The following is a 13,655-nucleotide window of genomic DNA, read 5'->3' as shown; positions in this document are numbered from 1 at the left end:
GGCCATCTGTCGTAAAAAATCCTACTGGTAACAAACCAATGGATGAATTTGCAGTAATAATAGACAATATTTCAAAGATTGTTTTTTCCCGCACGCTGAAAGGTCAAGTCCCATTTTTCCTGTAAAAAGGAAGGTGCATTGCTCCTCCAGGTTGTTTAAGCCGCCTTTGTTTGATTCAAGATTTTTTCTTTAAGTGAATTGAGCTGTTTTTCTATTCGTACGTCCATGTGAACTCCGCGCCACAAACGCGAAGCCGCGATCATCGTTGCAAAGACAAATTTCAAGCAGGACTTCTCGCTCTGAAAATATGGAATCACTTTCGTTCGACGTTTGGCTTCCTCCAGGAGTCTTTCTAACATATTAGTCGTTCTAACTCTCATTCTGTGTTCACCGGGCAGGCGTAGACACTGAATTGTTGCCTCTAAATCCTTTTCGACGCATTCGATTGCTGACGGAAAACGATTTTTGAATCTCTTGATGAATCTTTGTCCAGCCGCCAGCCCTTTATCGTAGTTGTCCGCAGTAAAGATCTGCTGAATGAGTGGCTTGATTTCTTTTATGACCGCCTTTGGTAATCGCGCAAGAATGTTCCGCATCTTGTGTACCTGGCAGCGCTGCTTGAGTGCGCGGGGAAAGATCTCTTTGGAGGCCTTTATGGCTCCGGGATTGCCATCGCAAACAACCATCATTGGTTCAGTCAATCCGCGCTCGGGTCATATCGTGAAAAAATGCCATCCAGCAGTCGTAACTTTCTTTGTTGCCCAGGGCCAGATGCAGAAGAACTTTCTTCCCGTCCCAGCGGATCCCGTAGGCGACGAGGATCGCTTCTTTGCTCTGCGCTTCATTGCGCACTTTCCAATATGCTCCGTCTAAAAACAGATAAAGGATTTCTTCTCCGGATAGGTCCCTTTTTCTCCATAGCTCAAAATCCTCATGCAGTTGCTCACTGATTCGTGAAACTACGCTGCGCGAAATCCCTTCCCCCGAAAGCAAATCAAACATCGTTTGCTCAATATCGCGGACTGACAGACCCTTGACCGCAATGTTCAGAATCAATTTGTCGATTGTTTCGGTTCTCTTCAAGTAAGCCGCAATAAAAGCGGATTTAAATCGTTCTTTCGCATTTCGAACCTGCGGCATCTGCACTTCAATCAGCCCTTCTCCGGTCCGAATCTTTTTCCCTTCGTAGCCGTTGCGATAACCACGAAAATCTTCGCCAGCTCGTTCATAATGTCCACGGCCCAAAAACTCTTGCATTTCTTCTTCCACTGCCTTCTGCAGCATCAGCTGGGCACCGCGTAAAATAAACTCTTTCAGCGACAAATCTCTGTCTCTTTTTCGTTGTTCGAATTCCTTTACTAGCGTTTCGCTCGGAAGTATTCTTTTCATGGGTGTGTTATTCCTCCTTTGCTCCCCGGTCAAGGGAGCGTTTATTTTTTGTTGTTCAGAGGAACAATACACCCTCTTCTCTTTTAAAAAAAAGAAAAAGCTCTCTCTTAATAAAAGGGCTTTTTACAGGAAGTTTAGGACATCACCTTAATTAGATTGACACCATGAATCATTTGTAAATAGAATGCTTCTTGCTTTAGTTGGGAAAAAGCTCTATTTCTCCGCCTTTTCCCTGAACTCGAAGACTAAGGGGGACTACCTTGATTAAGCACTTTATCTCTATTTCTGTGTTTGTGTTAGCGTTGCTGGGATTTTCAAAATCTGCGTACACACAAACATGCATTACGGAGCCTGACTATTGGGATAACGGCCCTCTCACAGTTACCCCAACTGTTGCAGTTAGGGGCGTGGACACTCTGGTTACAGTTACAGGGGAGGGGTGGCGAGGACCGAACAACTGTACACCGAATTATAATCCTCCAAGCGCTGTCTATTATTGGTATAAGTTTTATGTATCTAATAACTGTGGGATCCCAATCCTCAACGAACAAACCAGCACGCTATACCATTGGACCCAGCCTCTCCCGCAGCCTCAATTTACTTATACAATTCCTAAAACTGATTTAACGAACGTCTCATATTGCTTCGTTGTCCAGCTATTCAGGACCGGCGCAGTGGGCGGCGGACCCTCGCAGAGTATTCGGGTTAACATGCAAAAGATAGATATGATTTCCCCGATTTCCGATACTAAGATATTAATATCGAAAAATGGAACTGGAGATTCATATTTTCCGGGTTCAGGACAAACAGCACCTCGGCAGCTGGACATCCGCGTGCGGGCAATGACGGGATCAACCAGCCCTGAAGCGAATAAACCGATTTATTTTAGAATACACGATCCTGCTGACCCATCACTTTACCGTACCGACAGCGCGGTGGGAGACAATAAAGGAACGGGGAGTATCGTTTCACCCGTCAACACGGACAGTAATGGTTATGCTACTTCCACTTTAACTGTGACGGACCAATTCAGTGGCGACAATTACGAGGTTGAAGCAAGCTTCGATCCCTCTTTTCCTTGCTCACCTAATTGCTCGAAAACGGCTAAGATAACCGCTTGGAAACGAGCATATATCGAACACATCAAAATGTGGAAAAAAGGGGAATTTATAATCAAAGATTCTGGTAATGGAAGCGGAAATCCGGCGACTGAAGTGTATGTGAAGACTGCCAGCACTTTTCGGAGAAATGACGTAGTTGTTGTGTTCTCAGGTACTTACCCTGTCGGCGAAACCAGACAAGTTGTTTCAAGGGACACCAAGAAAAATACAATTACCTTGAACCTCGCCCTTAATAACCTTTATCCGAGCACTGTAATTCCGGGGCAATGTGACCCATCCAAACCAGCTACTGATCCAAACGCTTTTACTCCATACTGCGCGAAATCTCCTTACAGCTTTGTAGCCAGAACGGCAGATGGAGCGTATGATGTGGCACCGAGTGAGACAGCTTATGTCAGGGCTTTTGACGATACTTTCGCACATTGGAAGATTGCCGCTAATAGTCGTTACGTCCCTGCTTGGCCGGATATACCAAAAACCCAGCCGGGTGATGTCGCTCAATTTATCTACGATCACACTTTGCCATTTATAACTACGGGCACCATCCAAAATCATGTAGCTCTTGTTTCAGCAGGTACTCACGATGTCACTAACGTTCCATTGTATGCGGCTGAAAATGCAGGCTTAAATTACATCGCGGTTTTTGAGCAGAGAACAAGGGATCTAAATACCACCTCCCCGGTCAATGCAGTAGCCAGCGTAACTGCGCATGAACTCGGACATATGTGGGACGTTAATGGCGCTCCGCCAAGCAATGGGGAAGATGACCAACCGGCTTGGATAGCACTAAATCTCGATCCATACTGTCTAATGAATCAGGCGCGCGATCGCAATCAGGGGGTCCAAGCATTTCATACCAATCTTGGAAGTGCTCCCACAATTGATTTATACTGTATACGAGGACACGTGGATAACCTCTTTCAATATACGTGCACGTGGTAAGGAGAAAGGCATGAAGTACATAACTGTACTGATAATACTGTTCTTTAGTTCTCTAATTGCATTAGCTTCTGAACAACCTCTTTCCGTAGAAATCGTTGATTCTTCGGATTCAGTCTTACTATACTCGCCAGTTTGTCTAACAGGCGTCATTCGAAACAGTAGTTCACGCGATGTACTCGTTCCAGTCAACGAAATGTGGGAGAAAGGCTGGCGTTTTGAAGTAAGTAGGAGCAACGAAACTCTCCCTAGCCATGATTTCGGAGGGGATCGGGGTACGGATCATATGATTTTCCTAAGACCAGGAGAAAAGTACTTTTTTTCATACAACATTGGCCACTATTTGGTGAATGAAGGAGTCTACGAAGTCAGGGCAGTTCTTAATAGTTCTGGAAGATGTCTGCTGAATGATGCAGCCAAAGGGAAGTATCAAGCGGTGCGGTTACCCGAAAATGGTCCTGCAAGGTTCTATCAATGTTGGAGTGGCAAGATAAAATCTTCATCAGTTACTATTCTCGTTTCAAAGCCAGTCGTGAGAGAAGATATGGAGGCACTCGAATTCGTACGCTCAAAACAGTTTTACAAGTCTATTGGGTTGCCTCAAATGATGAAACCTGAAAGGCCATTGGAGACCTATGATTTTTCTTATGCCTACGATGTTCTGAAGGAGCGATTTCCTGGTAGCTATTATACATATGTTGCCGGCTTGTATAAGCAAAGAACCGCCGCAAACGGGGCTGTGGGAATCCTTCAAGAGCTTATGACTCTTCAACCGAATCATCCCTTATCAAGATATACGAAGTTCGAGTTAGCACGCTGGCAACAAGAATATCCGATGTATCCTCTCATGGATGTTTCAACATCCGGGCTTTCGCAAGCGTTGAAGGAGTATATTGCACAGATCAAGAATGATAGAGATGAGAGAGCGGCTTCTTCCCAATAAATTATCAACAAAGCCTCTAACGCCAATCACACGCTATTGGACAGAATGATGCTTTTGTCCAATTCGGAAAAAGACGATGCCCTTCTGATGCGGGTTTTATGAGATACCGGAGAGGGCAATTTTAGACGGTAATGTCTAATAGACTTTAAACCTCATTTGCGAACTAGCTACGGAGCGCAGGCTGAGCTTGTTGAAAAATGTGGTGCGGACGACTCGTCCGCAAAACGAAGATTGTGCACCATCAGCCCTTGCGAGCGGGCGCCCGCATCGATTCGGTCCAGTCTTGGCGTTCTTGGCGACTTGGCGGTTAAAGCGACTACTTGCGCTTCACTTGAAGGATGTAATCGACAGGGTCATGGTGGTTCTGGAGCCGCAAAATGAGCGTTGTTTCACGTTTGAGAGTGATCTGTTCACTCTTCCTGCTGGTCACATCGACTTCATTCATTTCACTGATCGAGCGCTGGTTTCCACCATCGGACTCAAGCAATGCGAGATATCCCTGGATGTTGGTCTTTCGATTCTCCGAGTTTGAAAATTCCCATTCGGCCACGTATTCGCCTTCCTGCAACTTCATCCTGTAATAAACGGAATCGTGCTGCCGGAGCAAGCCGGTCGCTCTTTCGTCCAACTTCAAAGGTACCGGCAGGATTTCGCCCGTAAAGGGAACGATTCTGGTGTCGGACTTATTTTGAATGGTGAGAAAAAATTCGGCGTCGTCGTTACGATTCGTTATTGTAAACTTTAATTGAGCCCGAGCTGTCAAAGAAAAACGGTGGGTTCGCCGAAAACTCGCATCGACTACATTAAACGTAAACACATCCTCAGCAGCCGATCGCCTCGGGTAAAGCACGGATAACGAGCTGATGAGGTTACGTCGTATTAGATCTGCGCGACGAGTATCTTCAATCAATCGATACTGTCCTGCATCCAAAGTTGCTTTCAAAGAATACTGCTCATCGTCAGCAAGCAGGACTTTGTACGTCTTGCCCGTTTTCATGATCGCCGGATTTTCCGGTGATCCGGTCCCTGCAGACAGGAGCGAAACGTCTACCAGCTCGAATTGCTGTCGCTGCGATACAAACTTCCAGAGAAAGACGGAAGCTGCAACGAGCAGGATGATCAGAAGGATGCCTGATGCAACCAATATGCGGGAACGCGAAGTACCTTTGGCGGCCCGGGTTTCCTGAACGGATGAATCGGATGGTCCATGGAGCGGAGGAGGGACGGAAGACTGTTTCGGTTCATGGAACGGTTGAACGATCGTGCTGCGCTGGTTCTCTGCGTATTGAATCCATTGTTTTAAATTCTCATCCCCCGGCGAAATCTGCAACGCGCGATTCCAGTACGTGATTGCCTGCTGCCATTCGTTTCTATCGTAGTGTTGCTTTCCCGTTTCGAACAGTATCAAGAAATCATCCGCCTGTGGCAATGAAATGTGATCGAGCTCGCTGACAAAAGCTTCCATCGAAGGATGACGTTCATTCGGACTTTTGGAGAGCGCCTTCATGATCAGACGGTCCATTGCCGGAGGAATATGGTTCGAAAAATCATGGGAAAGCAGTGGCATTGGCGGTTCCTTTGCGTGTTTGAACAGATATCCGATCGGTGTCGGTGAGTGGAACGGAAGCTTTCCGATCAGCATATAGTACAGCGTGACGGCGAGCGAATAGATATCGGTTCTATGATCAATTTCCGCCGCATCTTCCAGTATCCCGGTTTGCTCAGGACTGCAGTATTCAGGTTTCCCGACAAACGCGCGTGTTGCCGTGAACTGCGAGGCGCCTTCCACCAATGGCTTTGCGATTCCGAAGTCTATGACTTTAACGATCTCCTCACCCGACTCGTTCCTTGTCACCATGAGATTGTCCGGTGAAATGTCCCTGTGAACGATCGATTTCCTGTGCGCACTGCCCAATCCCACAGCCGCCTGTCTGATCATTCTTACTGAGTCCAGTAAAGGAATTGTCCCGAGCCGTTTCATCACATAATAAATGCTTTCCCCGCGAACGTATTCTTGCACCATGAAGAATGTATTTTCATCCAGCCGTCCGAACTCGTGCAGTCTTACAAGATTCGGATGATCTAATTCCGAAAGTATTTTCGCTTCCCGAATGAACCGATCGGTCAGGTGCGAATCTTCGGCATAAATGCTTCGAATCACCTTGATCGCGCGCTCTTTGTGCAAATAGACATGCCTTGCTTTGTAAACGGTGCCCATTCCTCCTCTGCCGATTTCTTCTGTGATTTCATATTCGCGCAGACGGGTTCCGACAAGGCTATCAGCGCTCATGACTCGATTATACTTTGTAGCGCCGGCATGCGGAGCGCAGGCTTCCAGCCTGCCTGACGGTGTTGTATGATGATCGATTCATGGCTGAGAATCAAACACTGAACCGGCGCGTTTTTGACCGGCGTCTCTTTGCTACTGCAGCTGTATTGTTCCCTCTGATTGTTCTTGCAGGATTTGCGCGAACCTATTATCTGAAAGGCTTCTTTGAGGCTCCGCCTCTGGCTTCCGTGCTGGTGCACCTTCACGGCATCGTGATGACCGCCTGGGTCGCGCTCTTTATTACGCAGGTCACGCTGATTTCAGCCAATCGAATCAAAACTCACCAGCATCTTGGTCTTGCCGCAATCGGACTAGCGATTCTGATCATCCTTATCGGATTTTTTACCGCTGTGAGAGCCGCGAAATTCGGCTCTGCTTCGGCGCCGCCTGGTATTCCACGGCTTGCGTTTTTGCTTATCCCACTGACCGACATGATCATGTTCGCGATTTTTTTCAGCGCAGCGATCTTTTTCAGAAAGAAACCCGCAGAGCACAAAAGGCTGATGCTGCTTACCGCGATCAATTTCCTTCCACCGGCTGTGGCCAGAATTCCTCTGCCGTCGCTTCAAGCGTTCGGCCCGTTGTGGTTTTTTGGACTGCCTGCGTTTCTTGCACTGATCGGTTTGATCGTAGATTCCCGCAGAAACAAACGGCTCAACAAAATGTTTTTAGCAGGAACATTGCTGTTGATCGTATCCTTTGTTGTCAGACTTGCGCTCATGCAAACCCCAGCATGGATGCGCATCGCCGAATGGCTCACCACCTGGGCCGCTTGATCAGATCTCCCCTCAGTGAAATAAATTCCCGATTCCCGCTTATATAAAGGAAGGGGTTCCGATAAACACCCTTCCTGGAGGGAACAATGGGTCCAAGAGTAGGAGGTCCGCTGGGCGCACCTCAACAAGTTGATACGACAAAACCGGTCGATACTCCCGCCAAGCCGGTGGAGAAAACACAGGTAAAACAAGAGCCAAAAGAGCCTCCCAAACCGATTTCTGCAGAAGACAAAACCGCGAGAAAGTCAGAGCACTCCAATACGGGAAAGATGATGGCCGTCAAACTGAAGATGAAGGCGGACGGATCTGCGGTCGATTCCGCTGTTGGATACCTGAATAAGGCGGGTGAAGCCGCAGCCAAAGCAGCTGGAAAGGCAGCGACAGCCGTTGCACAAGCATCCAAGCCGATTTCAAACGGGAGCGCAGGTCCTGCTGTGGAGAATGCGCAAAAGGAGATCAACAAATGGCGTGTAGCAAACGAACGCAAACCGATTGCAGAAGATGGCAAATTCAGTACTGAGACCGAAGCTGCAGTGCGCGATTTCCAGAAATCGAATGGCTTGAATCCTGATGCATCTATCGGCCCAAACACAAGGGACCGTCTCGCGCTGGAAAATAATCCATCTTTCAAGAACCTGCAAAAAGATACACAAAAGCAAGTTCGTGATCAGATGAATGGCTATACGAAAGATCAGATCGCGCGCAGCAATCTACACGATCTTGCAACCGATTCAAATTTTGGAAAACTGTCGCGCGATGGTCAAGACAAAGCTTTGCAGGGACTCGCAGTGGATTCACGCTCAGCTGGAAATCTGAACAATGTCAAAGCAAATGTAAAAGATCGTGCGGCGCTGGAAGGGGATGAGAATTTCAAGAAAATTCCTGAGCCAAACCAAAAGATAATCCTCAATACTATGGAGAAATATTCGTTCGAGCCAAAAAGCCGTGAGCAGCTCACTAAGATTGCAACCGAACCGGGTTTTGGAAAGCTGTCGCCGGCCTATCAAGAGGAAACCTTAAAAACGCTGGCCCGAAATCCTGCGGATGCGAATTATACAGAGGACCTGAAAAAAGTGATTGGCAGTGAGAGTTTTCGAAATGTGAGCGACTGGATCAAAACCAAGACGTTTCAGCAGATGGGAGATCACGCTACAAACGGCCGCTATACGCATCACCTGGCCGAAATGGTTACCCATCGAAATTTCGGAGCCATGTCTGAAACACAGCAGGCCAAAACGTTATTCTTGTATGACGATATCAAAATGGATGCGAAAGCAGCCCTTGTGGATGTGGTGAAAAGAGACGTCAACGGCACACCGGCCTTGATGACCAAAACGATTGACGGAAAGGGAACGCTGCTGGAGCAAGTGGAAAGACTGCACTTTTCCAATCTCTCACCAAAAATTCTGGATGCCCGTGGGAATCCTGCTGATAAAACGCAGGTGGTCGAGGACCTTTTAAAGGAGATTGCAAACCCTTACCGGAACATTAATCAAAGTAATCGTGGAACCTGCTCCTGTACAAGCATGACTTTCAACCTGGCTCTTAGCAACCCGGCAGAATACGGACGCATCGTTACAGATTTGGCGACCACTGGGCAGTCGAAACTCGCGGGAGGCGTGACCATCAAACCACCTGCAGACGCGTTTGCACAGGACAATAGCCGCAGGTCCGTTGGAGAACGATTGTTTCAATCCGCTTTGATGAGTTACGCGCGAGATGGAGACTATCAAAACAACGTACGCAAAAAATCAGGTAAAGTAACTGACACTGGTGGTACCTTAGCGCATCAAGAGGTCAAGGTTTTAAGCGCGTTGCACGGAAAATCCTATATTAGCTTGCCGAATGCCGCACTGACTGGCTTTCACCAGACAAAGAAATATGTGGATGCTGGAAAGGTTCCTGTTTATGCGGCCTTGAAGTGGGACGGCGCCGGTCATGCTGTAGAAGTCACAAAGATAGCGAATGGCAGGGTCTACTTCCGAAATCCGTGGGGAGGAAATGTGCCCGGAATTTCCAATGGCATTGGAATCGACTATCAAAGACATAAAGACCCACCGCGTCGCACTGAGGATGCGGCCAATGGAATCGAATCGATGACCGAAGAAGACTACGTAATGCACCTCAAAAACATTATCGTAGAGGAGTGATCTATGGAAAGGAAAGGAAACGAAATGCTCTTTATTCCGGGCGGAGAATTTGAAATGGGAATTTCACCGCAAGAAGCAGAAAATCTTGTTCGCGAGTTTTTTCATCCCGATGACGAAATCAATCCTTACCTTTTATATACCGAAACGCCAAACCGCAAAGTAAGAGTTCAAGATTTCAGCATCTCAAAGTATGAAATTACGAATCGCGAGTACAAAGAATTTGTGGATGCAGGCGGTTATGCAAACAAGGATCTTTGGAGGGAGCTCGTTTCGATTCAGGAACTCAATACAGCGCTGATGGGTTGGGAACGGATCGAATTGTTTCGGGACCACACCGGCAATCCTGGTCCGGCATCCTGGGAAAATGGAACCTATCCGGAAGGGACTGCCGATCATCCGGTGAATGGCGTTTCCTGGTTTGAAGCAATGGCCTATTGCAGATGGAAAAAGTGCAGATTGCCCACCGAAGCCGAATGGGAATACGCAGCTCGCGGAGCGGATCAGCGCATGTTTCCCTGGGGAAACAGCACCGATGTGGGTGTCCTTGAAGATAAAAGTCCATTTGGCGTGGTCGACATGGCAGGCAAAGTTTCCGAATGGGTCGCTGAAACCTGGTACCCGTATCCCAATTCTCCACTCGGAAAACTGGAGAAGGTGGAGGAAGAGTACGGAATCATTCGCGGAGGGAATTACCTTTCGGAAGCTTTCCAGATGAGAACCACCTATCGCGAACGCACATCGCGTTTGGATACTTCGATGCCGGTAGGTTTTCGCTGCGCACGATAGAAGCCTCTCCTCTTGACAAACTAGAGGTATTGCTCTAGGATACCTAGATGAGCAAAGTCGACGTGCTGCAGGGGACATTGGATCTACTAATTCTCCGTACAGTTCAGCTGGAACCCTTGCATGGCTATGGGATTGCGCAGCGGCTCGAACAGATCACGCGCGGAACATTCCAGGTGAACGGCGGGTCCCTTTTTCCCGCGCTCTATGCGCTCGAAAAGAATGGCTACCTGCGCTCCGAGTGGCGCGCCACGGAGAACAATCGCCGCGCAAAGTACTACGCTCTAACGCCGGGCGGAAGACGCAAGCTCACCGAAGAGAAGCGCCACTGGGCCCGCATCGTTGCGGCCATGCAACTGGTATTAGATGTGAGTAAATGATGTGGTGCGGGCGACTCGCCCGCCTTGCAATCAAAACGCACAGATGAGACTGCTACAACGAATCTTCTTCGCGCTCCGAAGCATTACAAATCGCAAGCGATTCGAATCCGAGCTAAACGAAGAACTCGCCGACTTCCTCGAACGCGACACCCAGGACAAAATCGCTCGCGGCCAAACGCCAGACGCCGCCGAACGCGCTGCGCGGGTGGAAATGCAAGGCGTCCATCAGACAAAGGAGCGGGTGCGCGAATTGCGACCCGGGGTTTGGCTCGAAACGCTGTGGCAAGACATCCGCTTTGCAGCGCGTATACTGCGCAAGCGCCCCGCTTACGTGATGCTGGCGCTCGGCACGATGGCGCTCGGCATCGGAGCGAACACTGCAATCTTCAGCTTGATTCACGCGGTCCTGCTGCAACCTCTCCCATTTCATGATCCGGAACGACTGGTCCTGCTGCAAACTCAAACGCTCGAAGCTCGTGTGCCCCAAATTTCCTATCTAAACTTTGCCGATGTACGCGATCAGCATCCGGGCATCGAAGAGGCGACGCTATTTTTGTACGATGCATTCGTCATGAAGTCCGGCGGAAAAGGGGAGCCGGCGCGCAGGTTGGGACTCCGGGTTACGCCTGGCTTCTTTCACACCCTCGGAGTGCAACCATCGCTCGGTCGCGGCTTTCATGAAAAGGAAACAGTTCCCGGCAAGGACCGTGTGGCTGTCGTGAGTCACCGCCTCTGGAAAGAAAGTTTTGGCAGTAGCACCGGTGTTCTGGGCAAACTGATCGTGCTGGATGAACAACCTTACATCATTGTTGGTGTCCTGCCCAAAGAGTTCGATCTTTTCCTGCCGATGACAGACTCGTTCACAATTCAGAATACGGACATTTACATCCCGTTGCCGGATTCGCACGAATATCTCCCGCTCCGGTCCATCTTCACATTCGAAGCGATTGCGCGCCTCCGAAAAAATGTAACGCAAGAACAAGCGGAGGCGGACATCCTTCACATCAGTCGCCGGCTGGCTGAGAAGTATCCGGATACCAATGGCGATCGTTCGCTGGTGATGACACCTCTGCGGGACCATGTCGTTGGCGGCGCACGCCCCGCTCTCTATTTATTAATGGCTGCAGTCGTGGCAGTTCTTCTGGTCGCATGCGCAAATCTTGCGAACCTCATGATCGGACGCGTTACGGCGCGTGAACAGGAGTTGGCGATCTGTGCTGCGCTCGGGGCCTCGCGCGGCAGACTCATCCGCCGGTTGCTTGTGGAAAGCATGTTGATGACCGGGATGGGCGGGTTCGCGGGAGTTGTTCTGGCGTGGTTATTGCTGCCGCAAATAACGGAAAGATTGGCATCACAAATTCCAGGCGCCGCGGCAACCAGTCTCAATGCGCCTGTGCTGCTTTATGCAATTCTTGCATGTCTGCTCACAGCAATTGTTAGCGGACTGCTGCCGGCGCGCCGGCTAATTTCCGGAGGGCGGGCCTCCGTGCTCGCCAATGGAGAAGGTCGCGCCAGCGCGGGCACTGCGCGGGCGCGAATGCGCAAAGGACTTGTAGTGACCGAGATCGCTTTGTCCTGCGTATTGCTTGCGGGCGCAATCTTGCTGGGGAGCAGTTTTCTTTCGCTGATGCGAGTTCGAACCGGATTCGATTCCACAGAGTTATTGACTTTTCAGATCCGATTGAGCGAATCACGTTATGAAACCCGAAAGCAGGTTGCGCAGACCGCGAATGAATTCGCACAGCGTATCGCGGCCTTACCAGGAGTGAAAAAGGCCACCGCCACCGGTAGCTTGCCGCTTAGCGGTCACAACACAGGCACCGCTATGTGGATCGAAGGCAGGATGCCGCCGGCAGGCCGGCAACCACCCGAGTTGCGATGGCAGTTTGTGCAACCGGGCTATTTCGAAACGATGCGCATTCCACTGGTGCGCGGCCGCCTCTTCGAACCGCGCGATCTGGAACACAAAACGCACGTAACACTAATCAGTGAATCAGTAGCACAACGCGATTTTCCAAACGAGAATCCGATTGGAAAACGCGTCTCGTATGGTGCGCCAGAAACCGAAACGGATTGGCACGAGATCATCGGGGTGGTGGGGGATGTGCGGCACGGAACGTTGCGCGAAGAGCCTGTTCCGCGCGTATACGATTTGCTGGGACAGCACGCCGGCTTGAGTTTGTTCATCGCAGTGCGCACGAGTCAGGGCGCATCGCAGATCATGCCGTCTGTTCGCGCGATTCTTTCGCATCTTGATCCGGGAGCGCCGGTGTATGACGTTCGTACGATGGAGCAATGGAAGACGAACTCGGTGAGCCGCGAGCAAATGCTCGCAGCAATCGTGACTCTGTTTGCTGGAGCTGCGCTTTTCCTGGGAGCGGTCGGCGCTTATGGCGTCATCTCATCGCTGGTTGCGCAACGCACGCGCGAAATCGGCATCCGTATGGCCCTTGGCGCCGCGCCGAAAACCATTCTCCGTTCCACCATAGGCGAAGGTTTGCAGCTCGCGCTTACCGGCCTCACAATCGGTGTTCTTGCATCCATCGCAATCGGTCCGATGCTGCGCGGGCTTCTATTCGGTGTGAAATTCGCTGATCCCCGAACATTTGCGCTAGTTGCCGCGCCCCTGCTATTCGTGTCCCTTGCCGCCTGCTACATCCCCGCACGCCGCGCCGCACGTGTGGATCCGATGACTGCACTACGTGCGGAGTGATACAAAAACAAACCGAAATGGCCTTTGGGACAGCTTTCCGTTGGCTTAAAAATAAGGCAGTAAGAACTGAAGTAAAATCGTTATACGCAGTGTCCGCGCTTTATGTCCTCTGGCTCGACCGGAGGCAACCCA

The 13,655-nt window shown here is 49.8% G+C and carries 8 protein-coding genes and 2 pseudogenes; 8 read left to right on the top strand and 2 right to left on the bottom strand.

What is annotated here, in order from left to right; genetic code table 11:
- Positions 1-101, top strand: a pseudogene (locus L0156_08775) (dihydrofolate reductase).
- A 54-nt stretch (positions 102-155) separates the two neighbouring features.
- Here the strand turns inward: L0156_08775 and L0156_08770 are convergent.
- A pseudogene (locus L0156_08770) lies at positions 156-1,389 on the bottom strand (IS256 family transposase).
- A 710-nt stretch (positions 1,390-2,099) separates the two neighbouring features.
- Between L0156_08770 and L0156_08765 the strand changes: the two are divergent.
- Complete coding sequence (locus L0156_08765) at positions 2,100-3,452, top strand: hypothetical protein (protein ID MCI0603095.1); 1,353 nt, start codon at positions 2,100-2,102, stop codon at positions 3,450-3,452.
- 10 nt (positions 3,453-3,462) lie between these two features.
- A complete protein-coding gene (locus tag L0156_08760) occupies positions 3,463-4,392 on the top strand; it encodes a hypothetical protein (GenBank protein ID MCI0603094.1) in 930 nt (309 codons plus the stop codon).
- Positions 4,393-4,708: 316 nt separating this feature from the next.
- Here L0156_08760 and L0156_08755 read toward each other — a convergent pair whose 3' ends face one another.
- Positions 4,709-6,682: a serine/threonine protein kinase gene (locus tag L0156_08755; GenBank protein ID MCI0603093.1), complete on the bottom strand. Its 1,974-nt coding sequence runs from the start codon at positions 6,680-6,682 to the stop codon at positions 4,709-4,711.
- A gap of 80 nt (positions 6,683-6,762) precedes the next feature.
- On the opposite strand from L0156_08755, the gene L0156_08750 reads away from it, so the two are divergent.
- From L0156_08750 to L0156_08730, 5 genes are all read left to right on the top strand, one after another.
- Complete coding sequence (locus L0156_08750; protein MCI0603092.1) at positions 6,763-7,497, top strand: hypothetical protein; 735 nt, start codon at positions 6,763-6,765, stop codon at positions 7,495-7,497.
- Between the two features lie 86 nt (positions 7,498-7,583).
- Positions 7,584-9,647: a peptidoglycan-binding protein gene (locus L0156_08745; GenBank protein ID MCI0603091.1), complete on the top strand. Its 2,064-nt coding sequence runs from the start codon at positions 7,584-7,586 to the stop codon at positions 9,645-9,647.
- 3 nt (positions 9,648-9,650) lie between these two features.
- Positions 9,651-10,433 carry a formylglycine-generating enzyme family protein gene (locus L0156_08740; protein ID MCI0603090.1) on the top strand — a complete coding sequence of 261 codons (783 nt, stop codon included), beginning with the start codon at positions 9,651-9,653 and terminating at the stop codon, positions 10,431-10,433.
- Between the two features lie 47 nt (positions 10,434-10,480).
- Positions 10,481-10,810: a PadR family transcriptional regulator gene (locus L0156_08735; GenBank protein MCI0603089.1), complete on the top strand. Its 330-nt coding sequence runs from the start codon at positions 10,481-10,483 to the stop codon at positions 10,808-10,810.
- A gap of 43 nt (positions 10,811-10,853) precedes the next feature.
- Positions 10,854-13,523 (top strand): ABC transporter permease, encoded by a 2,670-nt coding sequence (locus L0156_08730; GenBank protein ID MCI0603088.1) that lies wholly within the window; start codon positions 10,854-10,856, stop codon positions 13,521-13,523.
- Positions 13,524-13,655 lie beyond the last annotated feature (132 nt).

The organism is bacterium, assembly GCA_022616075.1.
Taxonomy (GTDB): Bacteria; Acidobacteriota; HRBIN11; order JAKEFK01; family JAKEFK01; genus JAKEFK01.
Note: the sequence above shows the minus strand (reverse complement) of the source record. Positions and strands in the feature narration are given on the sequence as shown.

Coding starts and splice junctions, on each gene's coding strand:
- L0156_08730 (MCI0603088.1), top strand. CDS start 10,854: ATGAGACTGCTACAACGAATCTTCTTCGCGCTCCGAAGCATTACAAAT.
- L0156_08740 (MCI0603090.1), top strand. CDS start 9,651: ATGGAAAGGAAAGGAAACGAAATGCTCTTTATTCCGGGCGGAGAATTT.
- L0156_08735 (MCI0603089.1), top strand. CDS start 10,481: ATGAGCAAAGTCGACGTGCTGCAGGGGACATTGGATCTACTAATTCTC.
- L0156_08750 (MCI0603092.1), top strand. CDS start 6,763: ATGGCTGAGAATCAAACACTGAACCGGCGCGTTTTTGACCGGCGTCTC.
- L0156_08755 (MCI0603093.1), bottom strand. CDS start 6,682: ATGAGCGCTGATAGCCTTGTCGGAACCCGTCTGCGCGAATATGAAATC.
- L0156_08745 (MCI0603091.1), top strand. CDS start 7,584: ATGGGTCCAAGAGTAGGAGGTCCGCTGGGCGCACCTCAACAAGTTGAT.
- L0156_08760 (MCI0603094.1), top strand. CDS start 3,463: ATGAAGTACATAACTGTACTGATAATACTGTTCTTTAGTTCTCTAATT.
- L0156_08765 (MCI0603095.1), top strand. CDS start 2,100: ATGCAAAAGATAGATATGATTTCCCCGATTTCCGATACTAAGATATTA.